Here is a 22,496-nt window from a genome sequence, read left to right on the forward strand (position 1 = left end):
AACAGAGTATGATGTGAACTTCAAGCCCATATATCGGTTGAATAAAAAAAGCCCAAACAACGCCAAAATAAACAAAAAACCGCAAACGGGGGTGCAGTTTTGCAAAAATATGTTCAATCCGTCTATAAACATGATCCGTTTCATCTGTTTTCGACAGAGCATGTAGTGACGTTAGCGATTATCGCCCTTTTGGCCATTCTGTTGTTTTTGTTCCAAGATGAGGTCAAGCAGCCGAGGGCCAGCCGGTTTTTACGTTCTCTGTTTGTGTTTCTTTTGCTTGGTTCGCAAATCGGCTATCAAATATGGATGGTCGCCACGGACAGGTGGTCGGTGCGCACTTCATTGCCTCTCCAGCTTAGTGACCTGTCGGTGTATTTGTCAGCTATTATGTTAGTGACAAAAAGCAGAAAGCTGTTTGTGTTTTTATTTTTTGTCGGCATCGGCAGTTCGATTCAGGCTCTTGCCACTCCTGACCTTGGTATGTTTTCATTTCCGCATATCCGATATATCCTCTTTTTTATTTCTCACGGGTCTGTGTTTTTATCCTGTCTGCTGATGGCTGTGATTGGCACCTACAGAATGGGCCAGCGCTCGTTATGGGTGACAGTCCTGCTTGTTAATGTGTACGGCGTCTGTATTTTCCTGATTGATCGCTGGCTTGGCGCGAATTATATGTATTTGACGAAAAAACCGGGCGGATCCTCTCTCTTAGATGTTCTCGGGCCATGGCCATGGTATATCGTCTCGGCTGAAGCCATCACGATCGCCAGCTTTTTCATTCTTTATTTGCTTTATCGCATCTTCAAAAAATGACACCTTTTTTGTTGTATCACACATTCTGTTTAAAAAAATGTCGGAGAACGTGTTTATTTTTTTGAAAAAGGGTATGTAACTTGTACAACAAAAAGGGAGATGAATACCATTGAGGAAAGATGAAATCATGCATATCGTATCATGCGCAGATGATAATTATGCTCGTCATTTAGGTGGGATGTTCGTTTCTTTATTGACTAACATGGATCAGGAGAGAGAGGTAAAATTATACGTCATTGATGGCGGAATTAAGCCTGATAACAAAAAAAGACTGGAAGAAACCACTTTGAAATTCGGAGTGCCGATTGAGTTTTTAGAAGTGGATACCAAAATGTATGAACATGCGGTAGAGAGCAGCCATATTACAAAAGCCGCGTATTACCGCATTTCGATTCCCGACTTAATTAAGGATGAAAGCATCAAACGAATGATTTACATCGATTGTGATGCGCTTGTCCTAGAGGATATTTCTAAGCTATGGGACTTAGACATTGCGCCATACACCGTAGCCGCTGTTGAGGATGCGGGGCAGCATGAACGCCTGAAAGAAATGAACGTCACTGATACAGGGAAGTATTTTAACTCAGGTATCATGATTATTGATTTTGAGTCTTGGAGAAAGCAAAACATCACAGAAAAAGTCATCAACTTTATCAATGAACACCCAGACGAAGACTTTCTTGTGCTGCATGACCAAGATGCACTGAATGCGATTTTATATGATCAGTGGTATGAACTTCATCCGCGCTGGAACGCTCAAACCTATATCATGTTAAAGCTGAAAACCCCATCTACTCTGTTAGGGCGGAAGCAATATAATGAAACAAGAGAAAACCCGGCAATCGTGCACTTCTGCGGCGGAGAAAAGCCTTGGAACTCCAATACAAAACATCCGTATCGCGATGAGTATTTCCATTACATGTCCTATACGAAGTGGAATACGATTGGGAATCCGGCGATCAACCAATAATACAGATATAAAAAAACGCTTTTGAGATGATCAAAAGCGTTTTTTGTTTGTCTCAGCGTGCGACTGACCGTTGGTAGAACCGCTGAATATGCATGGCGATGTAGCACAATTCTTTTTCAGGAAATTCAAAGCCGTATTCCTTCTTCACAAAGGTGCCGATGCTTAGGGCACACAGGAAGGCATCCTTAAACTTCTCTTTAATGATGTCGATCATTTCTGCGTCCAGCTCGTAAATGGATTCGCCTGCTTTGATATGCTGAATGGCAAAGCGGAGATGGGTCACAAGCCGTTCATAAGAGATGGTATCTTCAACCATATTAATAGACAGTTGAATTTCGATAATCTCGATAATATCACGGATCATTGTTGTAATATCAAGCGTTTGTGTCATATCGCCGGCATTGTTTCTTGCTGTGTGGATATGCATGGCGATATTGCCGATTTCATCATCAGGAATGTGAATCCCCAGTTTATCTTTAATCAGTGTTCTGGCCCATAAGCCGATCTGGAACTCCTTTGGATAAAGGACTTTGATTTCATTCAGCAGCGGATTTTTGATAACCATCCCATTGCTCAGGCGTTCAATCGCAAAAGAAAGATGGTCTGAAAAAGCGACATGAATGCGCTCGTTGATTTTGATGTTCAGCTCTTTTTCGGCATGAGAGATAATTTGCTCAGAAATCTGAATGTGGTCTTCAGGCAATGTTTCTAAAATCTCTTCGAACTGCTTATAGTCAGGTGTATCTTTTCTGATAAAGGTTTTTTCTATTTTTGACGGATCGACAATATCATTCTTCTTTTTGTTAAACGCAATTCCTGCACCCAAGAGAATCTTCTCTTCATTTTGATCCTTTACGACGATAGCATTATGATTTAAGATTCTTTTAATTTTCATAGCTTTTTTGTCCTTTCATCCCCCGTTTTATGAATGAAAACGAATAAATCCAGTTATTCTGTCTCTTCTTTAAACCCGAGAAACAATGTAGCTATAAAAGCAGAGACGGCTGCGATCAAGAAACCGATCATATAATGAACAAAATTAGCGGCGCCAAACGGCAGCACGATTGAAATCATCGGAATGCCTGTCAGCCCGTAGGAATTTGCCACAACTTGTACCGCAACCACGTATGCTCCGCCAATAGCACCGCCGATGGCTGCTCCGATAAAGGGACGGATCAATTTGAGATTTACCCCGAATACAATCGGCTCAACAATGCCTAAAAACGCGGTCAGAGAAGCGGGGAGCGCAATTTTTTTCAGGCTTGATTGTTTCGTTTTGAGGAATACCGCAAGCCCCGCTCCGCCTTGGGCCACATTCGCCATCGACCATATCGGCACTAAAAAGTTGACACCGACATGCGGATTAGCAAGCAGCGTTGCCTCAATTGCATAAAAGCTATGATGCAATCCAGATAGGACGATGGTGGAGTAGATGCCGCCGAAAAGAGCTCCGGCGGCAATGCCGGCGTGATCATAAATATAGACGATCGATTGTGTCATGATCTGGCCGATGATGGACGCGGCGGGATTCATCACAATCAGCGCGAGGCATCCTGTCACCATGACCGTAATAAAGGGAATGATCACGACATCAAGCGACTTCGGCACAATCGATTTTAATAGCTTCTCAATTTTGCTCATGACAAAAACGGAAAGAAGAATCGGTATCATGGAACCCTGATAGCCCATCATTGGGATATGAAGCCCCCATATGTCTAAAGAAGACGGGGTTTTGCTGCCGAGCATAGACGGGTCCAGCAGATCAGGATGCGTCAAAAGCCCCGCGATCACTGCCCCTAGGTATGGGTTGCTGCCAAATTGCCGTGCGGCACTGAAGCCGACTAAAATCGGCAGTAAAATAAAGGCTGTGCTGGACACGAGGTCGAGCATTTTAATCCATGGGCTGCCGGCAGCGAACCAGTGAAACACCTTAATCATGCCGATCAGCCCCATGAGCAGGCCGCTTGCTGTTATTGCCGGAATAATCGGCACAAAAATATCGGACAGTGTTTTCGCAAAAGCTGCGGCAGGGTTCAGCTTCCGGCTGGCTTTTTTCTGGTGGACAGGTTCTTCAGAAGGCGCGTTCTCCCATACATGAACGACTTCTTTATATATTTTGTTGACGACGCCTGCTCCGAAGATAATCTGGAAAAGCCCATAACGGAAAAAGGTGCCCTGCACACCTTGCAGGTTCTCAATGGCATGTATATCAATTTTCGTCTCGTCCTTTACATCAAAACGAAGACGGGTCGTACAATGGCTGATGCTGATAATATTGTTTTTTCCTCCTGCGAGCAGCAGTAATTCTTTTGCAATCTCTTTATGCAAGCAATCAAAACCTCCTTTGCTGAAGAAAAGTCGGCTTGTTCATCGTATCAAATGAAAAGTTGACAATCAAAATGAAAAAAGTGAGAAATATCGGCTGAAAATGACAAAAATGCCCGCGTCGACGCGACGACGGAGCATGAGAATAGGGGGTTGTCCAAGGCGCCGTTATGAGCCCAACACGAAAAGAAGAGTTAAAATGCCCTGCTTTTTAGGCATTAATACTCCCTTTGCATCATTGGGTCTTGCCTGACTGCCCAGTCACAATCCCGCCATATGTGGTGATAACTGTAATAACGTTCATTTTATGCTGTTCATGGCTGTATAGCAATAGTATGAAAAGCCTGTACAATGGATGGGAAAAAGGTTGTGTGTGGTGTTCTTAGAATGTAAAAAACCTTTAAGACCTGGAATGCAAGTCTTAAAGGTTTTTGGTTACTTTTTCGGTTTGACGGCGTTCAGCCGTTTTTGCAGCTTTGTTTTTTCATGGGATGCTTTTAATTGATTCACTGCAGACTGAGCGGATGTCTTTGATTTCTTTGTTTTGTCTTTTTCCGCTTTCTTCACTTTTGCCTTGGCAGTTTCGACTTTTTTTGCTTCAGCCGCCGCCACCTTTTTCTTCACCTTGTCTAACCGTTTTTGCAATGCTGTTTTGTCCTTGCCTGCTTGAAGCTGATTGACGGCTGATTGTGCTTTTGCCGCATTTGCATCAGTTGATTTCTTTTCAGCCGCAGATACGGATTGCTGTGCCGTCTTCAAATTGGTGCTCTTCACTTTGTTAAGGCGTTTCTGCAGGGACGTTTTTTCTGAACTTGCAGGCAGCTTGCCAATTGCTGATTGTGCGCTGTCCACATCTGTTTTCTTTTTGCTTTTTTCCGCTTTCGCAACTTTGTCTTTCGCTTGCTTTGACGCGATGTAGCGTTTTACTTGGTCTAAGCGTTTTTGAAGGTTCTTTTTGTCTGTTCCGTTTGGCAGCTTGTTGATGGCAGTTTGTGCTGTATCAACAGTTTGCTGTGTTTTATATTTTTCTGCCTTTGCGACTTTGTCTTTCGCATCTTTTACATTTCTGTAAGACTGTACTTTATTTAGTCTTTTTTGCAGGGCAGTTTTGGCGTCGGAGCCCGGCAGCTGGCTGACGAGTTCTCGCGCTTTGTCGATATCGATTTGTGCTTTTGTTTGTTCCGCTTTTTTCACCGCTTGCTCTGCTGCCGCGTACGCTGAATCTGTTGCCTGTGCTTTATACTGGATTAAGCCGTAGCCAAATTGCTGATCGCGGCCTGCGGTACCAAGATCAACGATGTTTTTCCGCATTTCCTCGCGAAGCTGGACGTTTGTCTCGGCAGGATCACGCTGTTTTAACAAGGCAAACATGGCAGCGGCGTGCGGTGTCGCTTGGGATGTTCCGCTTCCCGTTGCATAATACTGGTTTAAGTAAGTGCTTGTGATGTTTGTCCCCGGTGCTGAAAATTCAACTTCATCTCCAGTTGTTGAAAAGGAGGCAAGCTGATTCTTTTCGTTTGTTGCTGAAACCGCAACGACACTGCTGTATGCCGCCGGATAATTCACTGGCTTGCCGTTTCCGTCGTTACCGCTTGCGGCAACAAGCAGAACACCTTGTTCATATGCTTTGTTCACGGCCTCATGAAGGATTTTGCTGTCTGACGTCGTGCCAAGGCTCATATTGACGATGTCCATCCCGTTTGCGATCGACCAGTCAATTCCTTGGAGAAGACTTTGAAGATCCCCCGAGCCGTTCTGATCAAGCGCTTTAACCGCGTATATTTGTGCTTCCGGTGCGATGCCGTCAATTCCGTAGCCGTTATGCTTGGCTCCGATAATCCCTGCGACATGTGTTCCGTGGCCGTTATCATCTTTGTAAGAAGAGGTATAACTGACAGCTGAATACCCGCCGGCAATCGACAGGTCATCGTGGGGGGAGATTCCGCTGTCAATGACGGCAATTTTGATATTCTTTCCTGTCAGTCCTGCCTTCCAAGCCTGTTTCACCTGAATGGGCTCAAGGTTCCATTGCTCAAAGTTGTCAGAGGTGTCAGTGCCGTCTGACAGCACTTTGAAATCCGTGCTGTCTGCTGCGGTAAATGATACGTTGTTTTCTACATACAAAATATCAGGATCCTGCTTTAATTCTTTTACTGTCTCCTGGTCTGCTGTGACCGCTACCGCGGGAAGATGCTTATACTGCTGTTCAACATCAGCATCACTGTCCAGGATGGTTTCCTTTCCGGCCTTGTTTTTATAAACCACAATAACCTCTTTCTCGCTGCTGTTTTGCGCATGAGCGAGAGGGCCTATGGTGAGAAAACTGAAAAACAGAGTGACTGATACAACAAGTTTGCAAGACATGTTTTTCATGATTCATCTCCTTTTTCTATGATGTTTGATATATATATCGGAGAAAAAAAGAGAGATTAATAGTAAGAAGGAAAAAATTTTTCATGGGCAGGGTTGTTTAACAAAATACAGATTTTTTCCGCATGAAGAGGAAATTTTCCAAATGAATTTGTAAGCGTTTTCAAAATAAGATAAAGAAAACATTGCGGAGGTTGTTCACAAAGCAATGAGAAAAGGGGGCTTTTAAGATGAGCACATTCACTCGGGTGATGGAGGAAAAAATAATGCCTGTCGCCGGGAAAATTGCCGGGCAGCGGCATCTCAGCGCTTTGCGTGACGGAATTATCCTGACCATGCCGCTGATTATTATCGGGTCTGTCTTCTTGATTTTAACGAGCCTGCCGATTCCGGGGTATGCTGATTTCATGGCGAGTGTGTTTGGGAAAGAGTGGGCTGATAAGCTCGGATATCCTGTTAACGCTTCGTTTGATATTATGGCGATGATTGCCGCTTTTGGGATCGCCTATCGGCTGGCAGAAAGCTATGGTGTCGATGCCCTTTCTGCCGGAGCGATTTCAATTGCCGCATTTCTGCTGGCAACGCCGTTTGAGGTGCCGTTTACACCGGATGGCTCAACGGAGTCCATCATGGTAGGGGGCGGAATTCCGATCACGCTGCTCGGCAGCAAGGGCTTATTTGTCGCCATGCTGATCGCCTTGTTTTCAACCGAAATCTATCGGTACATTATTCAAAAAAATATCGTCTTCAAAATGCCAGACGGTGTGCCGCCTGCGGTAAGCAAATCGTTTGTCGCGCTGATTCCCGGCTTTATCATTGTGCTTCTCGTATGGCTGGCGCGTCTTCTGATTGAAATGACACCTTTTCAGAGTCTGCACAATGTCGTAGGAGACCTGCTTGGCACACCGCTTTCCATCCTTGGCGGCAGTCTCGGCGGAAGCCTGATCGCTGAATTTGTGCAGATGCTGCTTTGGTCGTGCGGGATTCACGGGGCTTCCATCATTGGCGGAATCATGGCGCCGATTTGGTACGGCGCGATGGATGCCAACCGTCTTGCCTTCCAAGCGGGCGAGGCGTTGCCGAGTATTTTTACGACTCAGTTTTTTCAAATTTGGATCAATGTCGGCGGAAGCGGGGCGACGCTGGCGCTTGTCCTGACGATGCTTGTGCGCTCCCGGAGCAAACAAATGAAGCAGCTTGGACGATTAGGAATCGGCCCTGCGCTATTTAATATCAACGAGCCGATCATTTTCGGCATGCCGATTGTCATGAATCCGCTCCTTATTGTCCCATTTATCATCGCACCGCTCCTCACGATTACCGCGACTTATATCGGCATGAGCACCGGGCTGGTGGCAAGACCGGCCGGAATCGCGGTGCCATGGACGATGCCGCCGCTCATATCAGGTTACCTGGCGACAGGCGGAAAGGTGTCGGGCGCCGTTATGCAGCTGGTAAATCTGCTGATCACCTGTGCTATCTACTATCCGTTTTTCAGAATATGGGATTATCAAAAATGGCGGGAAGAGAGTGCGGTTGAATCTGGGGATAAAAATGTGATGTGATAGATGACCAGCCTGTCATAGGGCTGATCATCTCCTTTTAAACGAAAGAGAATGTTAGAATATGTAAAGGAGGTGCGCATGCTAGATTATATATGGTTAGATGACGAATCACCAATCTTACAACAAGTACCAGTTGAATACTCATCTGCTGCACTTATCTTTTCTCCTTTTATCCAAATGCCTGAAGGATGGGAGAATGCAAAAAGAAAAAATGATTATGAACATATTTATCCAAACGATGATGAAATAAGAGGAATAGGCAAGGCTGTTTCCTGGAAGAAGGTTATGTCTTCTTGTTGCTTTCAAACACATGCTGAGCTGGCGCTGGCTTTAATGACGTCGATAGGCGCTTTAAGGGACGAGTTCGCGAGAGAGGATTTGGCTGAGGTGTTATATGAAAACATAAATGGAGACCTCTATTATCCCAGTGAGGATCATATTTCAAATTTTCATATTCCGAGTTTGGTAAAGGTATTAGGTGCGAACGGATCCAATCGGTTTTATTACGCAGAACCGATTGTGGAAAACCGCGGCGTTTTGGACATAACTGAAGCCAACTTGCGGACGGTTCTTGATGAAGCCGCAGCAGAGCTCGTTTTAACTGATGAGAAAATGGATTTTGTGTTTATGAGTGTATATGACTCATTCATTAATGTCTTTTTAGCAAAAGATAAAAACATCAATGACCTGGTTCAGCGTATGGGCTGGGAAGCTATGATTTGCGATGAGTCAACGTATATCAGTTGGTATAGATAAAAAAGAACGTACATCACAAAATGTACGTTCTTTTTTTTTACCGCTGAAAGAACTCAATCCACTCACCGTCAGGGCCTTCGATATAGAAATAACGGTATCCGTTTGGAAGTGTTGTGATCTCCTCGTCGATAAATTTCGCGTTCATTTTTTCCGCTTTTGTATATTCAGCCGCGATGTCATCAGTCAGCAGGGCAATGTGGTGCACTTTTCCTTCAGCGGGAAGCTCGCTGCTGTAGCCTTGAATCAGTTCAATTTCTGTTTCCGGGCCGTCTTCAAAGCCAAGAAAAGCAAGCTCGATTACACCGTTCGTGTGAGTGATGCGATCCTTCAATTTCATGCCGAGTACCTCTTCATAAAATGTGATGGACGCGTTAATATCTCTTACCATGATGCCTGTATGGTCAATTCGTTTTGCCATGCTGCTCCTCCTCGTAACTCTTTTTGTCTATCGTAGAAAAACCTTTCCTTTCTGTCAATGCAGACATCTTGGCGTTTTGTGGTACCATAAGAGAAAGCAAACGGAAAGAGGACGACATATATGAAGCTACTCACCCTAAAAAAAGCACACGCTGCCAAAATAAAAAAAGGCTATCCCCTTATTGAAAAAGAAGCTCTCGCAGGGAGTGCGGGGCACATGAAAGAAGGAGACCTCGTTGATATCGTGTCTGAGAGCGGCGGCGAGTTTCTCGCGCGGGGCTATTATGGCCTGCAAAACAAAGGGGTCGGCTGGACGCTTACCCGAAATAAACATGAACAGGTTGACCAGGCATTTTTTCTCACCAAATTAACAAAAGCGGCCCAAGCGCGCGCCAAACTATTTGAGGCTCAAGATACAACAGCTTTCCGCCTGTTCAACGGTGAGGGCGACGGTGTCGGCGGCGTCACCATCGACTATTATGACGGCTACCTGCTGATTCAATGGTACAGCAAGGGGATTTACACCTTTAAAGACATGCTGATTTCCGCATTGGATGAGATGGATCTTGATTATAAAGCGATTTACGAGAAGAAACGCTTCGACACGGCTGGACAATACGTTGAAGATGATGACTTCGTGAAAGGGAGAAGGGGCGAGTTCCCGATCATCATCCAAGAGAATGGCATTCAATACGCGGTGGATCTGAATGAAGGCGCCATGACGGGCATCTTTTTGGATCAGAGACATGTGCGCAAGGCGATCAGAGACCGCTATGCAAACGGGAAAACCGTTTTAAATACGTTTTCTTATACGGGTGCATTCTCCGTGGCAGCGGCGCTTGGCGGAGCGGAGAAAACAACAAGCGTCGACGTGGCAAATCGAAGCCTGGCCAAAACGATCGAGCAATTCAGCGTGAACAAGCTGGATTACGAAGCGCACGACATTAAAGTGATGGACGTGTTTAACTATTTTTTATATGCTGCAAAAAAGGATTTGCGCTTTGATCTGATTATTCTAGATCCGCCTTCCTTTGCGCGCACAAAAAAACGCACCTTCAGCGCGGCCAAGGATTATAAAAACCTGCTGAAGGAAACGATCGCCATCACTGCTGACAAGGGTGTCATTGTTGCCTCTACAAACAGCAGCGCCTTTGGCATGAAGAAGTTCAAAGGCTTTATCGATGCCGCATTTAAAGAGACAAACGAACGCTACACCATCATTGAGGAATTTACGCTGCCGGAGGATTTCAAAACGATTTCGGCATTTCCGGAAGGCAACTACCTGAAAGTGGTCCTTCTGCAGAAAAAATAATGAAAAAGCTGCCCTGTTCAGGGGCAGCTTTTTTTTATGTAGAAACGATCTGCTGGACGCGGCCGATGCGGCCATCTTCAAGACGGACTTTAATGCCATGCGGATGAAAGTTTGATTTCGTCAAAATATCCTTCACTGTCCCTCTCGTCAGTTTTCCTGTTTTTTGATCTGCTTTCAATACAATATCAACCTGCAACCCTTTCGAAATGCTGTTTCGCTCTTGCCCGTTCATAACGCACATCCTTTCTTTTGTTCATTATAGTCATTATGGTTTAAAAGTAACAGCCGGCTGATGAAGTGTATGTTTGTTTTTTTCAGCCTTCATTAAATATAATGTCAGGCCAAAGCCTGCTATGCTCAGAATGCCAAAAAGCAAGTAGACTGCGAAGATCGACACGTAGTCAAAAATGTACCCGCCTGCAAATGTGCAGAACCAGTTGCCGAACCCGTTGCCGATGGCGGCGTACATGGTCAGCGCCGTCGCTTCAACGTGTCTAGGGGTAATCTTTTTCACATATTGAAGCGCTGCCGGGATAAATAAACCGATGGCCACTCCCTGAAGAAAGACCGTCGCATAAATGATCCATAGTGAAGGCGCCGTGAAATAGAGCGCCCACCTGAATAATGAGACTCCGCCTGACAGCATAATGACGTTGAGCAGCCCCATTTTATCTATAAATGTTTGGGCGAATCTCATAAATGGAATTTCTGAAATGACACCGATGAAAAATAAAATGCCGATAGCGGAAAGTGACGCGCCGCTTTTGTCCAGAAAAAGACTGAAATACGTATTGTTCGCTAAGTTTGGAGCAAATGTCGTAAAGGTGATGATCATAAAGATGAGGAAAGTTTTGTTGCTGATAAGCTCCCGGAATCCTTTGCGGATATTGACCTTTGTTTTTGTTTTCTGCTGGCCGGGCATTTGTGAAGCCAATATGGCGGCAATGCACAGAAAGGCACAGCCAAAGATAAAGATCACGTGAATGGGGTACAGCTGGTTCGTCACCTGTCCCATGGCAAACACCGCGACACCGAAGCCGAGAGAACCAAACAGGCGGATTCCGCCGTAGTTGCCGTTTGTTTCTTGTGTGTACCTTAGTGAAATGCTGTCCGAAAGTGGAATAATCGTGCTTTGAAAGGCTGCAAAACAGGCCGCAATCAAAATAAACAGAGGGAAACTGTCAAATGCAATATAGGCTAATCCAATGATGCCTGTGATTGATGTGCAAACCGCCAGCAGGCCTTTCGTTTTTTGCGTATAGTCGCTCAGCATGCCCCAAAACGGCTGAAAGAAAATCATCACAATCGGGCCCAGTGACATGATCAAGCCGACCTGTGAGCCGCTTAAATGCTGTTCCTTCGTTAAATACATACTGAGTAAGGGAATCATGCTGCCCGTACCGAGAAAAGCAAACAAATAAAATCCTTTTAACGCGGCGTAATGCCGCCTCACCTGCAAGTTGTGCATCAGGGTGCCTCCTTTGGTATCCACAAATACATTATATTGGAATTCTCCAGCTTTTCAATAAGGGGAAGCACATAAAAAAACTGCCCTCGAGAGGACAGTTTTTTACATAAATGATAGCAAAAACGGCGCCGCGCAAAGCGTCATAATCGCAGCCAAGATCATCGACACGCTGGAAATCGTGCCAGACACAGAGCTAAGCTCAAATGCCTTTGACGTTCCCGCTCCGTGCGCGCTTGTGCCAAGCAGCACGCCCCGCGCGATTTCGTTATCAATGCGGAAGTAACGGATGACCATCGGGCCAATCACTGTGCCAAACAAAGCGGTTAAAATCACAAACACAGCTGTGACGGCAGGCATTCCGCCGATCATTTCAGATACGTTCATCGCGATCGGCGTTGTCACTGATCTCGGGACGAGGCTGTCAATTAAGCCGGTGCCGAGGTGAAGCCATTTCGCAATAAGAGCGGTAGAAATAATCGCGATGCATGAACCGACGGCCACATTCAAAATAATTTCCACTGCGTATTTCTTCAAAACAGGGAAATATTTATATAACGGGATCGCGAATGCCACGGTGGCCGGCTGTAACATATCGGTCAGCAATCCGCCGCCGAGATTATAGGACTCGTACGGGACATTCACCAGCAGCAGCAGACCGACTAACACGGCGGGCGTCACCAATAGCGGCGACGTATAAACACGCGGAAAGCGTTGATATACCTTTTTTGCTCCTAAATACACCAAAACCGTTAAAAACAAACTTACAATTCCGATGAACACGTATGCTTTTTCTCCTTTCTCTTTGCAATGAGTTGTGTAAGCGTTCCTGTAGACACCATCACGACAAACGTGCTGATGATGACAACAAGCAGAATGCTGACACCAAATTTCGACATAATGTCTCCGTATTCAATCACTCCGACGGCAGACGGGATAAAAAATAAAAGCAGCTCCCCGAGAAGCCACGCTGCACCAAGCTCGATCCATTCAAGCTTGATAATGTTAAAGTGCAATAATGTGAAAAGAATCACAATCCCTATTATACTGCCGGGAATATTTATATGAAGAAGGGCTGTCACCCAATTAATCAGCCGAGCAAATATAAATAACAGAGCGATTTGAATAACGGTTAGCAACAGTTTTTTCATATTGATGCCTCCCTTATATACTTATTGTACATAAGGTCTCTCTATAGGTAAAATATATATTAAGAATAAGAAGTATTCCTTTTGTCTATAGAAAGGGTGAAGCGCATGGATATCCGCCATTTAACATATTTCTTGGAAGTCGCCCGTTTAAAAAGTTTTACGAAGGCTTCCCAATCCCTTTATGTTTCTCAGCCGACGATATCAAAAATGATCAAAAATTTAGAAGAAGAGCTCGGAATTGAACTGTTTTACCGAAACGGCAGGCAGGTGGAACTGACTGATGCCGGTCATAGCATGTATGTGCAGGCGCAGGAAATCATTAAATCATTTCAAAACCTGACGTCAGAATTAAATGATATTATGGAAGTCAAGAAAGGGCACGTACGGATTGGACTGCCGCCGATGATCGGATCGGGGTTTTTCCCCAGAGTGCTCGGCGATTTCCGTGAAAACTATCCGAATGTCACCTTTCAGCTAGTCGAAGACGGTTCTATAAAAGTCCAAGAAGGTGTCGGGGACGGCTCTCTTGATATCGGCGTTGTGGTCCTTCCCGCAAACGAAGATATCTTTCATTCGTTTACAATCGTAAAAGAAACCTTAATGCTTGTCGTTCACCCTTCCCACAGGCTGGCTGATGAGAAAGAATGTCAGCTGCGTGAGTTGAAGGACGAGCCTTTTATTTTCTTCAGGGAGGATTTTGTCCTGCACAACCGAATTATGACGGAATGTATCAAGGCTGGGTTCCGGCCCCATATCATTTATGAAACATCACAATGGGATTTTATTAGTGAGATGGTATCAGCCAACCTTGGGATCGGGCTTTTGCCGGAACGGATCTGCCGCGGCCTTGACCCGGAAAAAGTGAAAGTCATTCCGCTTGTCGATCCGGTCATCCCTTGGCACCTCGCCATTATTTGGAGAAAGGACAGGTACTTGTCGTTTGCCGCCAGAGCTTGGCTCGAACATACGAAATCGTATTTATGGGACCCGAAAAAAGATAGTAAAGGATGATGCAAACATGGATGCACAATCAGCAGCAAAATGTCTTACGGCTGTCCGCCGGCATAGCCCACTGGTGCATAGCATAACCAACAATGTCGTAACGAATTTCACAGCAAACGGCCTGCTCGCGCTCGGCGCATCGCCCGTTATGGCGTACGCAAAAGAAGAGGTCGCCGATATGGCGAAGATTGCGGGTGCACTCGTTTTAAATATCGGAACGCTGAGCAAGGAGTCAGTCGAAGCGATGATCATCGCGGGAAAATCAGCTAATGAACATGGCGTTCCCGTCATTCTTGATCCTGTCGGTGCCGGAGCAACACCGTTCCGCACTGAATCGGCACGTGACATCATTCGTGAGGTGCGCCTTGCTGCAATCAGAGGAAATGCGGCGGAAATTGCCCATACCGTCGGCGTGACCGATTGGCTGATCAAAGGTGTTGATGCGGGTGAAGGTGGAGGCGACATCATCCGGCTGGCTCAGCAGGCGGCACATAAGCTAAACACGGTCATTGCGATAACTGGTGAAGTTGATGTCATAGCCGACACGTCACATGTATACACCCTTCATAACGGCCACAAGCTGCTGACAAAAGTGACAGGCGCCGGTTGCCTGCTGACTTCCGTCGTCGGTGCGTTTTGCGCTGTGGAAGAAAATCCATTGTTTGCTGCTATTGCGGCCATTTCTTCGTATGGGGTCGCCGCTCAGCTTGCCGCACAGCAGACGGCTGACAAAGGCCCTGGAAGCTTTCAGATTGAATTGCTGAACAAGCTTTCAACTGTTACTGAACAAGACGTCCAAGAATGGGCGACTATAGAAAGGGTGACTGTCTCATGACTCGTATTTCTCGGGAAATGATGAAAGAGTTATTATCTGTATACTTCATTATGGGGTCAAACAATACGAAAGCCGATCCTGTTACAGTTGTACAAAAAGCGTTAAAAGGCGGTGCCACCCTGTACCAGTTCCGTGAAAAAGGCGGGGATGCGCTGACAGGAGAGGCTCGGATTGAATTTGCTGAAAAAGCGCAGGCAGCTTGCCGTGAAGCTGGTATTCCGTTCATTGTCAATGATGATGTGGAATTGGCTCTGAAGCTGAAAGCTGACGGTATCCACATCGGCCAGGAAGACGCAAATGCGAAAAAGGTAAGAGCTGCCATAGGTGATATGATTCTCGGCGTTTCTGCCCATACGATGTCTGAGGTGAAGCAAGCTGAAGAAGACGGAGCCGATTATGTCGGGCTTGGGCCGATCTATCCGACTGAAACGAAAAAGGATACGAGAGCGGTACAGGGTGTATCTCTTATCGAAGCAGTGCGCCGCCAAGGCATCAGCATTCCAATTGTCGGCATCGGCGGAATCACAATAGATAATGCCGCACCTGTTATCCAAGCGGGGGCCGATGGTGTCAGTATGATCAGCGCCATCAGTCAGGCGGAGGATCCTGAGAGTGCTGCACGCAAGTTTCGTGAGGAAATTCAAACGTATAAAACAGGAAGATAATCGTTCATTTTCCTTCAAAGGGCTGTTCTGTAAAAGGACAGCTTTTTTGCTGTCCATCAAGGTTTTCAGACCTTCAAATTTTAATTGACAAAGGACAGGAACTGGCTATGATTATGTTATACAATGATAATCATTTTCAATTATAGGAGGAACATGATGGCTAGGGGGCTGGCACTTATTCTATTCAGCTTGTTGATGGTTTTCGGTTCTGCGGCACATGCGGAAGATGATCCGATCGCCGCATTAATTCAATTAAACAAGCAAATGATCAAATCCGTAAAAGACGGGGATATGGATTCGGCACAACAAACGTTTGAAACCTTCAAAGCGAAGTGGAAAAAAGAAGAACCTTCTATTAAGAAAGAAAACCTTTCTTCTCACAGTGAAATGGACGCGAATATCGCGATGATTTCTCTTTCTTTTATCAATCAAGACGCAGGCAAGCTCAAATCACAGCTTGAAGAGCTTTCGTCTCATTTAGAAACCTATCAGCAGGCTGTCGTGCTGAAAAAGACATCCTCAGGTCAATCAAGGGCGTCCTTAACAGCCTATATACAAAGCTTGAAAGACACAAAACAGTTCATAGAAAAAAAACAAATGGATGAAGCGTCATCCGCAATCGACAATTTAGTTACATCCTGGCTCGCTGTTGAGGGAGACGTCGTTTCCCAATCGAAAGAAGCCTATACGACATCGGAGGAAAATCTGGCGCTGATGAAGGCGGAGATCGGCAGCCATCCTGAAAAGGTATCAAAGCAAATTGACGAAATGATTCAATTGCTCGAGCCGATCGCTTCAAGCAGCTACAGCTGGTGGGATGCGGCGCTGATCCCGGTTCGTGAAGGAATGGAGGCCCTCCTTGTCATCGGAGCGCTATTAACCATGACAAAAAAAGCGCGGGTTACGCGTTCCTCGACATGGATCTGGGGCGGGGCGTCCGCCGGCATGGCTGTTTCCTTAGCAGCCGGCATCGGTGTCACGGTTCTGTTCTCCTCCAGTGTATTCGGAGAAAACAATTTCTTGCTTGGCGGCGTTACCGGCGTACTGTCCGCTGTCATGCTTTTGTATGTCGGGGTGTGGCTGCACAGAAACGCCTCAATGGATAAATGGAGAGAAAAAATCAATATCCAGAAGTCACAGGCACTAAAAAAACGAAGCCTGCTTTCCTTTGCGCTCATTGCATTTCTGGCAGTTGTAAGAGAAGGTCTCGAAACGGTCATCTTTTTCATCGGGCTTGTCGGGAAGCTCCCGCTCACTGAACTGATCGGCGGAACTGCCGCAGGGCTTATCGTTCTCGTCATCGTCGGTGTTCTGATGATCAAGCTCGGAATGCGCATTCCATTGAAGCCGTTTTTTCTTCTATCAATGGCGGTTGTCCTGTATATGTGCGTGAAATTTCTCGGAACCGGCGTTCACAGCCTTCAGCTGGCGGGCATTCTTCCGTCTGATGCAGAAAGCTGGCTGCCGTCTGTATCGGTGCTAGGAATTTATCCGTCCGTGTACAGCACGATTCCGCAAATGTTGATTTTACTCTTTTTACTGATTGCGCTTGTTTCAGAAGCGGCAAAACATTTTACAAACGGAAAGGAACTGACAAAATGAATTTCACAAAAATCGCTGTATCAGCCGGATGCATCCTTGCGCTGTGCGCTGGCTGCGGAGCCAATGACACATCTTCAACCAAAGAAAAAGCTTCATCTGAAAAAAGCGGGGTCACTAAAGAAATCACCGCATCCGTAAATAAAATGGAAACCATCATTTCTAAGCTGAATGACTCAGCGGAAAAAGGAGACCAAAAAGAGATTGAAAAGAAGGGGAAAGAGTTAAACAGCTACTGGCTTTCCTTTGAAAACGATATTCGCAGCGACTATCCATTCGAATATACAGAAATCGAAAAGCATCTTCAGCCAATCTACACAGAAGCGCAAAAAGACAAACCGGATGCAGCAAAAATCAAGACAGAATCCGAGTCACTGAAAGCGTCCTTAGAAGACCTGACAGAAGCGAAGAAGAGCGGCAAAAAGGCTAGCGATCAGCTGGCAAAAGCAGCGGATGAATATAAAAGCTATGTCAAAGAGCAGAGCGATCAGCTTGTAAAAGCGACTGAATCATTTACAAGCGCTGTGAAATCCGGCGATATCGAAAAGTCCAAAACGTTATATGCGAAAGCGCGTGTTTATTACGAGCGAATCGAACCGATCGCTGAAAGCCTCGGAGATCTTGATCCGAAAATTGACGCCCGAGAAAACGATGTTGAAGAAGGAGACAAATGGACAGGCTTCCATAAGCTTGAGAAGGCCATTTGGAAGGATCAAGATATTTCCGGGGAAAAGGCAACAGCTGACCAGCTTCTCAAGGATGTAAAAGAGCTTGACGGTTCAATTCAATCACTGAAATTAACCCCTGAACAAATTGTTGCAGGCGCGATGGAGCTTCTGAACGAAGCCGGAATTTCGAAAATCACGGGAGAAGAAGAACGCTACTCACGAATTGATTTAGTTGACCTTATGGCAAATGTGGAAGGCTCCGAAGCCGTTTATCAAACAGTGAAAAGCGCGCTTGTAAAAGATCACTCCGACTTGACGGAAAAACTGGATACGGAGTTCAGCGAATTTGAAGTTTTAATGGCAAAATACAAAACAAATGATCAGTCCTATACGTCTTATGATAAATTAAGTGAAAAGCAAATCAGAGAGCTGAGCACTAAGCTGACGACTCTTTCTGAAACCATGTCGAAGATTGCGAATGTGCTATAAAAGGAGTTTTGTAACATCATGAGCGATGAACAAAAAAAGCCAGAACAAATTCACAGACGGGACATTTTAAAATGGGGAGCAATGGCGGGGGCAGCCGTTGCGATCGGTGCCAGCGGTCTCGGTGGTCTCGCTCCGCTTGTTCAGACTGCGGCTAAGCCATCGAAAAAGGATGAAAAAGAGGAGGAGCAGATTGTTCCGTTTTACGGAAAACATCAGGCCGGAATCACAACTGCCCATCAGACGTATGTCTATTTTGCTGCATTGGATGTAACAGCAAAAGAGAAAAGCGACATCATTACGTTATTTAGAAACTGGACAAGTCTCACACAGATGCTGACGTCTGGCAAGAAAATGTCAGCTGAGCAGAGAAATCAGTATCTGCCGCCGCAGGATACAGGTGAGTCTGCTGATTTATCCCCTTCTAACTTAACGGTCACATTCGGATTCGGGCCTGGCTTTTTTGAAAAAGACGGAAAGGACCGCTTCGGACTGAAAAGCAAAAAACCGAAGCACCTAGCCGCTCTTCCAGCGATGCCCAATGACAACCTGGATGAAAAGCAGGGAGGCGGGGACATCTGCATTCAAGTATGTGCAGACGATGAGCAAGTGGCGTTTCACGCGCTGCGTAACCTGCTAAATCAAGCGGTCGGCACTTGTGAGGTCCGCTTTGTTAACAAAGGCTTTTTAAGCGGAGGAAAAAATGGTGAAACACCGCGCAACCTCTTCGGGTTCAAAGATGGAACAGGCAACCAGAGCACGGAGGATGACAGCTTGATGAACTCGATCGTGTGGGTTCAGTCCGGTGAGCCTCACTGGATGACGGGCGGCACCTATATGGCTTTCCGGAAAATTAAAATGTTCCTTGAGATATGGGACCGCTCTTCCCTCAAGGACCAAGAGGATACCTTCGGCCGCAGAAAAAGCTCAGGGGCGCCTTTTGGGCAGAAAAAGGAAACAGATCCCGTGAAGCTGAATCAAATTCCGTCTAATTCACACGTCAGTCTAGCGAAATCTACGGGAAAACAAATTTTGCGAAGAGCTTTCTCTTACACAGAGGGACTTGATCCGAAAACCGGCTATATGGATGCAGGTCTCCTGTTTATCAGTTTTCAAAAAAATCCCGACAATCAGTTTATCCCGATGCTGAAGGCTCTTTCAGCAAAGGATGCGTTAAACGAATATACACAAACAATCGGTTCTGCTTTATACGCATGCCCAGGCGGCTGCAAAAAAGGAGAATATATTGCCCAGCGTTTGCTGGAATCATAAAAGAAGCCTTTACAGGCTTCTTTCAGCGTGTCGACAAACCCTCGCATTCGTTGTCAAGCCTGTGCGTTGGTGCTCACGAATTAGAGCATTCGCTCCGCTCCAATGCTCGGCTTTCCTAGACTTCAAGGGTTTTCAATCACGCTGAAAGGATGACAAAATCCTAAAACTTTTTAGGATTTTGTCATCAATCTGAAAGAAGCCTAAATCGGCTTCTTTATTTAAAAAACAGTTGTAACTTTAATTGTTACAGTTTAAAATCAATTTAGTATGAAAGGAGATTATCATGACAGTACACATTAAAGTTTATTCAGATTACGTCTGTCCATTTTGTTTTGTTGGAAAAGCCGCTTTTGAAGAAGCGATAAAAGGAAAGGATGTTGAAGTCGAGTGGATGCCGTTTGAACTGCGCCCAAGTCCATCTCCTCAGCTTGATCCGGTCAATGATCCTTCCAAACAGTACATGTGGCAGACATCAATTCAGCCAATGGCGGAGAAATTAGGAGTCGAGATCAATTTTCCAAACGTCTCGCCTCATCCGTATACAGACCTCGCGTTTGAAGGCTTCCATTTTGCGAAGGAATACAATAAAGGACATGAATACAACACCCGTGTCTTTCAGGCGTTTTTCCAGGAGGGCCAAAATATTGGCGATATTGACATCTTGACGAAGCTCGCCGAGGAAGTGGGATTAGACGGTGCATCATTCAAATCAGCACTGGAAACAAGAACATATCAGGACGTGCAGCGCCAAGCCTTGAAGCACGCCTATGAAGAGGCTGACATCACAGCCGTTCCAACCTTTATTATTGGCGACACTGTAATTCCAGGTGCTGCCGGCAAGGATGTATTTGAAAAAGCGATTTCTGAAGAACAGAAGAAAAGACAAGGAAAAAGCTCTCTATAAAGAGAGCTTTTTTTATTCCTGTTCCATATGGACGCCAGTATGCGCCTTCACCTGTATTTCTGCAAACGTATCTTCATCAATTGTTTTATCAGACGACAACACCGTTCCGAGCCACGCGCCGAGAAAGCCGAGCGGGATGGAAATAATTCCTGGATTAGACAGCGGAATGAGCGGATCACCGGTAAAAATAGCACCTCCGGCCGGGTCCCACACACTAGGGCTCATCGATACCAGCACAAGCGCGCTGATCAGGCCTGTCAGGCTGCCCCATAAAGCGCCTGAGGCATTGAATCGTTTCCAGAAGACTGTAAACACAATCAGCGGAAGGTTTGCGCTGGCGGCTACTGCAAACGCGAGTGCAACAAGGAACGCCACATTTAAGGATTGTGCAAAAATCGCAAGGAGAATCGAGAGTACTGACACGGCGACAGAAGCCCATCTGGCCGCTTTCATTTGTTCTTTTTCAGTTGCTTCTCCCTTTCTGATGATCTGGCTGTAAATATCATGGGCAAATGCTGAGGCGGCAGACAGCACCAACCCTGTCACGACAGCCAAAATGGTGGCAAAGGCGATGGCTGATACAAACGCGAACAGAAAGTCTCCTCCGAGCGCTTTTGCTAAAAGCGGAGCCGCCATATTTCCCGCTTGATCAGCCCCTGTAATCGCGTCAAAACCGACAAATGCCGCGGCACCAAAGCCGAGAAACACCGTCATAATGTAAAACACACCGATAATCCATGTCGCTGACACAACGGATGTACGGGCCGTCTTGGCATCCTTAACGGTATAAAACCGGATCAATATATGCGGAAGCCCGGCGGTTCCCAGCACGAGTGCCAAGTTTAACGACAAGGTCTCAAGCGGCACCTTGTATTTATTTCCGGGATTCAAAAAATCAGCGCCAAGCGGAGTAGCCGTTTTCATCTGTTCAAACATGGTATTAAGGCTAAAGCCGAATTTCGAAAACACGATAATCGAAATCACGAGTGTACCGGCCATCAGCAAAACGGCTTTAATAATTTGAACCCAGCTTGTCGCGATCATGCCGCCAAACACGACATAAATGGTCATCAGCACTCCGACGATGAGGACAGCCGCGGTATAATCCAGCCCTAGAAGCAGTTTGATCAGCGCTCCCGCCCCCACGAGCTGAGCGATCATATAAAAAGTAGAGATGGCAATGGTATTGAGAGCCGCGACACCGCGGATTTTCTTTTCTTTAAAGCGAGCGGCAATCATGTCTGCCATCGTGTACTTTCCAAGATTCCGAAGCGGCTCCGCCACGATGTACAAGACAACGAGATAAGCCACCAGAAAACCGATGCTGTAAAAGAAGCCATCAAATCCATATAACGCAATCATTCCGGCAATCCCGAGAAACGAGGCGGCAGACATGTAGTCACCGGCAATTGCCAGTCCATTCTGAACGCCGGTGAGCCCGCCGCCCGCCGTATAAAACTCACTCGTCGTTTTCGTCCGCTTCGCGGCAAAATACGTGATAATAAGCGTCAGGCCAACAATCGCCAAAAACAATAAAAAAGCAGTCATATTCATGTCTGTTCACCCTTCAGATCCTCTTTTAAAGCGCTTACATACCGATCGAAATGAGCGGCTCTCCGGGAATACACAGTACTCAGTATCCAGGTCATAGCGAATTGGGCGATGGCGAACAGCCAAGCCCATGAAACAGCTCCAATGGCCGGTGCATTCAAAAAGGTGAAATAAGATGTCAAAACAGGGAGTGAAAAATAAAAGACAAAAAAGAAAATCGCAGAAGGAACAATAAAAGCGCGTTTCTGCTTTAAAAAAGCTTGAAAAGACGGCGTTGCAGCAATCTGTTTATAATCAGCTTTGTACATGGCTTTCCTCCTTTTGTTCGCTAAACGTAAGCAAAAAGGTACACCAATAGGTATGTACTGAA

Annotated in this window: 22 protein-coding genes; 12 read left to right on the forward strand and 10 right to left on the reverse strand. The window is 45.9% G+C overall.

The features are described 5' to 3' along the window. Positions 1-99: 99 nt before the first annotated feature. On the forward strand, positions 100-813 hold the full coding sequence (locus NYE22_RS01200; protein WP_342412238.1) for a TIGR02206 family membrane protein: 714 nt from the start codon (positions 100-102) through the stop codon (positions 811-813). A gap of 109 nt (positions 814-922) precedes the next feature. Beyond that, entirely contained in the window at positions 923-1,783 is an 861-nt protein-coding gene (locus tag NYE22_RS01205) for a glycosyltransferase family 8 protein (protein WP_015714932.1), read from the forward strand. A 52-nt stretch (positions 1,784-1,835) separates the two neighbouring features. Here the strand turns inward: NYE22_RS01205 and sacY are convergent, their stop codons facing one another. From sacY to epr, 3 genes are all read right to left on the reverse strand, one after another. After that, a complete protein-coding gene (gene sacY / locus NYE22_RS01210) occupies positions 1,836-2,678 on the reverse strand; it encodes a transcription antiterminator SacY (protein WP_342412239.1) in 843 nt (280 codons plus the stop codon). Between the two features lie 53 nt (positions 2,679-2,731). Continuing rightward, positions 2,732-4,111 carry a SacY negative regulator SacX gene (gene sacX, locus NYE22_RS01215; RefSeq protein WP_024572918.1) on the reverse strand — a complete coding sequence of 460 codons (1,380 nt, stop codon included), beginning with the start codon at positions 4,109-4,111 and terminating at the stop codon, positions 2,732-2,734. Positions 4,112-4,543: 432 nt separating this feature from the next. Continuing rightward, complete coding sequence (epr, locus tag NYE22_RS01220) at positions 4,544-6,481, reverse strand: minor protease Epr (RefSeq protein ID WP_342412240.1); 1,938 nt, start codon at positions 6,479-6,481, stop codon at positions 4,544-4,546. Positions 6,482-6,708: 227 nt separating this feature from the next. Between epr and celB the strand changes: the two genes are divergently transcribed. Together celB and NYE22_RS01230 are read left to right on the forward strand one after the other, a co-directional pair. Next, positions 6,709-8,043, forward strand: coding sequence for a PTS cellobiose transporter subunit IIC (celB, locus tag NYE22_RS01225; RefSeq protein WP_103803670.1), 1,335 nt, complete (start codon positions 6,709-6,711; stop codon positions 8,041-8,043). A gap of 78 nt (positions 8,044-8,121) precedes the next feature. Beyond that, entirely contained in the window at positions 8,122-8,799 is a 678-nt protein-coding gene (locus NYE22_RS01230) for a DUF2711 domain-containing protein (RefSeq protein WP_103803648.1), read from the forward strand. Positions 8,800-8,836: 37 nt separating this feature from the next. Here the strand turns inward: NYE22_RS01230 and glxA are convergent, their stop codons facing one another. Next, on the reverse strand, positions 8,837-9,217 hold the full coding sequence (gene glxA, locus NYE22_RS01235) for a glyoxalase GlxA (protein ID WP_003243380.1): 381 nt from the start codon (positions 9,215-9,217) through the stop codon (positions 8,837-8,839). Between the two features lie 120 nt (positions 9,218-9,337). On the opposite strand from glxA, the gene NYE22_RS01240 reads away from it, so the two are divergent. Further along, positions 9,338-10,528 carry a class I SAM-dependent rRNA methyltransferase gene (locus tag NYE22_RS01240; protein ID WP_342412241.1) on the forward strand — a complete coding sequence of 397 codons (1,191 nt, stop codon included), beginning with the start codon at positions 9,338-9,340 and terminating at the stop codon, positions 10,526-10,528. A 34-nt stretch (positions 10,529-10,562) separates the two neighbouring features. Here the strand turns inward: NYE22_RS01240 and NYE22_RS01245 are convergent, their stop codons facing one another. The 4 genes from NYE22_RS01245 to NYE22_RS01260 form a co-directional block, all read right to left on the reverse strand. Continuing rightward, positions 10,563-10,760: a YwbE family protein gene (locus NYE22_RS01245; protein WP_032725123.1), complete on the reverse strand. Its 198-nt coding sequence runs from the start codon at positions 10,758-10,760 to the stop codon at positions 10,563-10,565. A 33-nt stretch (positions 10,761-10,793) separates the two neighbouring features. Continuing rightward, positions 10,794-11,996: a major facilitator superfamily domain-containing protein 6 gene (locus tag NYE22_RS01250; protein WP_015250930.1), complete on the reverse strand. Its 1,203-nt coding sequence runs from the start codon at positions 11,994-11,996 to the stop codon at positions 10,794-10,796. 102 nt (positions 11,997-12,098) lie between these two features. Beyond that, positions 12,099-12,776 carry a CidB/LrgB family autolysis modulator gene (locus tag NYE22_RS01255; RefSeq protein ID WP_014478359.1) on the reverse strand — a complete coding sequence of 226 codons (678 nt, stop codon included), beginning with the start codon at positions 12,774-12,776 and terminating at the stop codon, positions 12,099-12,101. After that, the gene (locus NYE22_RS01260; protein WP_003227375.1) at positions 12,758-13,144 is read right to left on the reverse strand and encodes a CidA/LrgA family holin-like protein; all 387 of its coding nucleotides are present in this window, start codon (positions 13,142-13,144) and stop codon (positions 12,758-12,760) included. Before NYE22_RS01260 ends, NYE22_RS01255 begins: the two co-directional genes overlap by 19 nt. Before the next feature lie 105 nt (positions 13,145-13,249). Between NYE22_RS01260 and NYE22_RS01265 the strand changes: the two genes are divergently transcribed. The 7 genes from NYE22_RS01265 to NYE22_RS01295 all read left to right on the forward strand — a co-directional run bounded on the left by NYE22_RS01265 (position 13,250) and on the right by NYE22_RS01295 (position 20,575). Beyond that, positions 13,250-14,155, forward strand: coding sequence for a LysR family transcriptional regulator (locus tag NYE22_RS01265; protein WP_003227377.1), 906 nt, complete (start codon positions 13,250-13,252; stop codon positions 14,153-14,155). 7 nt (positions 14,156-14,162) lie between these two features. Next, complete coding sequence (thiM, locus tag NYE22_RS01270) at positions 14,163-14,981, forward strand: hydroxyethylthiazole kinase (RefSeq protein ID WP_342412242.1); 819 nt, start codon at positions 14,163-14,165, stop codon at positions 14,979-14,981. Next, a complete protein-coding gene (gene thiE, locus NYE22_RS01275; protein ID WP_342412243.1) occupies positions 14,978-15,646 on the forward strand; it encodes a thiamine phosphate synthase in 669 nt (222 codons plus the stop codon). Before thiM ends, thiE begins: the two co-directional genes overlap by 4 nt. Positions 15,647-15,802: 156 nt before the next feature. Continuing rightward, positions 15,803-17,248, forward strand: a complete 1,446-nt coding sequence (efeU, locus tag NYE22_RS01280; protein ID WP_342412762.1) for a ferrous ion permease EfeU — start codon at positions 15,803-15,805, stop codon at positions 17,246-17,248. Beyond that, a complete protein-coding gene (gene efeM / locus NYE22_RS01285) occupies positions 17,245-18,402 on the forward strand; it encodes an iron uptake system lipoprotein EfeM (RefSeq protein ID WP_015714920.1) in 1,158 nt (385 codons plus the stop codon). The genes efeU and efeM overlap by 4 nt, the downstream gene beginning before the upstream one ends. 18 nt (positions 18,403-18,420) lie before the next feature. Further along, positions 18,421-19,671, forward strand: a complete 1,251-nt coding sequence (gene efeB, locus NYE22_RS01290; RefSeq protein WP_041850379.1) for an iron uptake transporter deferrochelatase/peroxidase subunit — start codon at positions 18,421-18,423, stop codon at positions 19,669-19,671. Between the two features lie 283 nt (positions 19,672-19,954). Next, positions 19,955-20,575 carry a DsbA family protein gene (locus NYE22_RS01295; protein WP_021480940.1) on the forward strand — a complete coding sequence of 207 codons (621 nt, stop codon included), beginning with the start codon at positions 19,955-19,957 and terminating at the stop codon, positions 20,573-20,575. 12 nt (positions 20,576-20,587) lie between these two features. On the opposite strand, the gene NYE22_RS01300 is transcribed toward NYE22_RS01295, so the two are convergent. Both NYE22_RS01300 and NYE22_RS01305 read right to left on the reverse strand, forming a co-directional pair. Next, positions 20,588-22,129 carry a cation acetate symporter gene (locus tag NYE22_RS01300; protein WP_064671801.1) on the reverse strand — a complete coding sequence of 514 codons (1,542 nt, stop codon included), beginning with the start codon at positions 22,127-22,129 and terminating at the stop codon, positions 20,588-20,590. Then, positions 22,126-22,434 (reverse strand): DUF485 domain-containing protein, encoded by a 309-nt coding sequence (locus NYE22_RS01305; RefSeq protein WP_003222190.1) that lies wholly within the window; start codon positions 22,432-22,434, stop codon positions 22,126-22,128. Before NYE22_RS01305 ends, NYE22_RS01300 begins: the two co-directional genes overlap by 4 nt. Between the last annotated feature and the right edge of the window lie 62 nt (positions 22,435-22,496).

Origin of the sequence: Bacillus sp. FSL K6-1560 (genome assembly GCF_038592935.1) — a bacterium.
Classification (GTDB): Bacteria; Bacillota; Bacilli; order Bacillales; family Bacillaceae; genus Bacillus; species Bacillus subtilis.

Excerpts from the sequence above, each read along its gene's own strand:
- sacY (WP_342412239.1), bottom strand. The coding sequence starts at position 2,678 with ATGAAAATTAAAAGAATCTTAAATCATAATGCTATCGTCGTAAAGGAT.
- epr (WP_342412240.1), bottom strand. The coding sequence starts at position 6,481 with ATGAAAAACATGTCTTGCAAACTTGTTGTATCAGTCACTCTGTTTTTC.
- celB (WP_103803670.1), top strand. The coding sequence starts at position 6,709 with ATGAGCACATTCACTCGGGTGATGGAGGAAAAAATAATGCCTGTCGCC.
- NYE22_RS01230 (WP_103803648.1), top strand. The coding sequence starts at position 8,122 with ATGCTAGATTATATATGGTTAGATGACGAATCACCAATCTTACAACAA.
- glxA (WP_003243380.1), bottom strand. The coding sequence starts at position 9,217 with ATGGCAAAACGAATTGACCATACAGGCATCATGGTAAGAGATATTAAC.
- NYE22_RS01240 (WP_342412241.1), top strand. The coding sequence starts at position 9,338 with ATGAAGCTACTCACCCTAAAAAAAGCACACGCTGCCAAAATAAAAAAA.
- NYE22_RS01245 (WP_032725123.1), bottom strand. The coding sequence starts at position 10,760 with ATGAACGGGCAAGAGCGAAACAGCATTTCGAAAGGGTTGCAGGTTGAT.
- NYE22_RS01250 (WP_015250930.1), bottom strand. The coding sequence starts at position 11,996 with ATGCACAACTTGCAGGTGAGGCGGCATTACGCCGCGTTAAAAGGATTT.
- NYE22_RS01260 (WP_003227375.1), bottom strand. The coding sequence starts at position 13,144 with ATGAAAAAACTGTTGCTAACCGTTATTCAAATCGCTCTGTTATTTATA.
- NYE22_RS01265 (WP_003227377.1), top strand. The coding sequence starts at position 13,250 with ATGGATATCCGCCATTTAACATATTTCTTGGAAGTCGCCCGTTTAAAA.
- thiM (WP_342412242.1), top strand. The coding sequence starts at position 14,163 with ATGGATGCACAATCAGCAGCAAAATGTCTTACGGCTGTCCGCCGGCAT.
- thiE (WP_342412243.1), top strand. The coding sequence starts at position 14,978 with ATGACTCGTATTTCTCGGGAAATGATGAAAGAGTTATTATCTGTATAC.
- efeU (WP_342412762.1), top strand. The coding sequence starts at position 15,803 with ATGGCTAGGGGGCTGGCACTTATTCTATTCAGCTTGTTGATGGTTTTC.
- efeM (WP_015714920.1), top strand. The coding sequence starts at position 17,245 with ATGAATTTCACAAAAATCGCTGTATCAGCCGGATGCATCCTTGCGCTG.
- efeB (WP_041850379.1), top strand. The coding sequence starts at position 18,421 with ATGAGCGATGAACAAAAAAAGCCAGAACAAATTCACAGACGGGACATT.
- NYE22_RS01295 (WP_021480940.1), top strand. The coding sequence starts at position 19,955 with ATGACAGTACACATTAAAGTTTATTCAGATTACGTCTGTCCATTTTGT.
- NYE22_RS01300 (WP_064671801.1), bottom strand. The coding sequence starts at position 22,129 with ATGAATATGACTGCTTTTTTATTGTTTTTGGCGATTGTTGGCCTGACG.
- NYE22_RS01305 (WP_003222190.1), bottom strand. The coding sequence starts at position 22,434 with ATGTACAAAGCTGATTATAAACAGATTGCTGCAACGCCGTCTTTTCAA.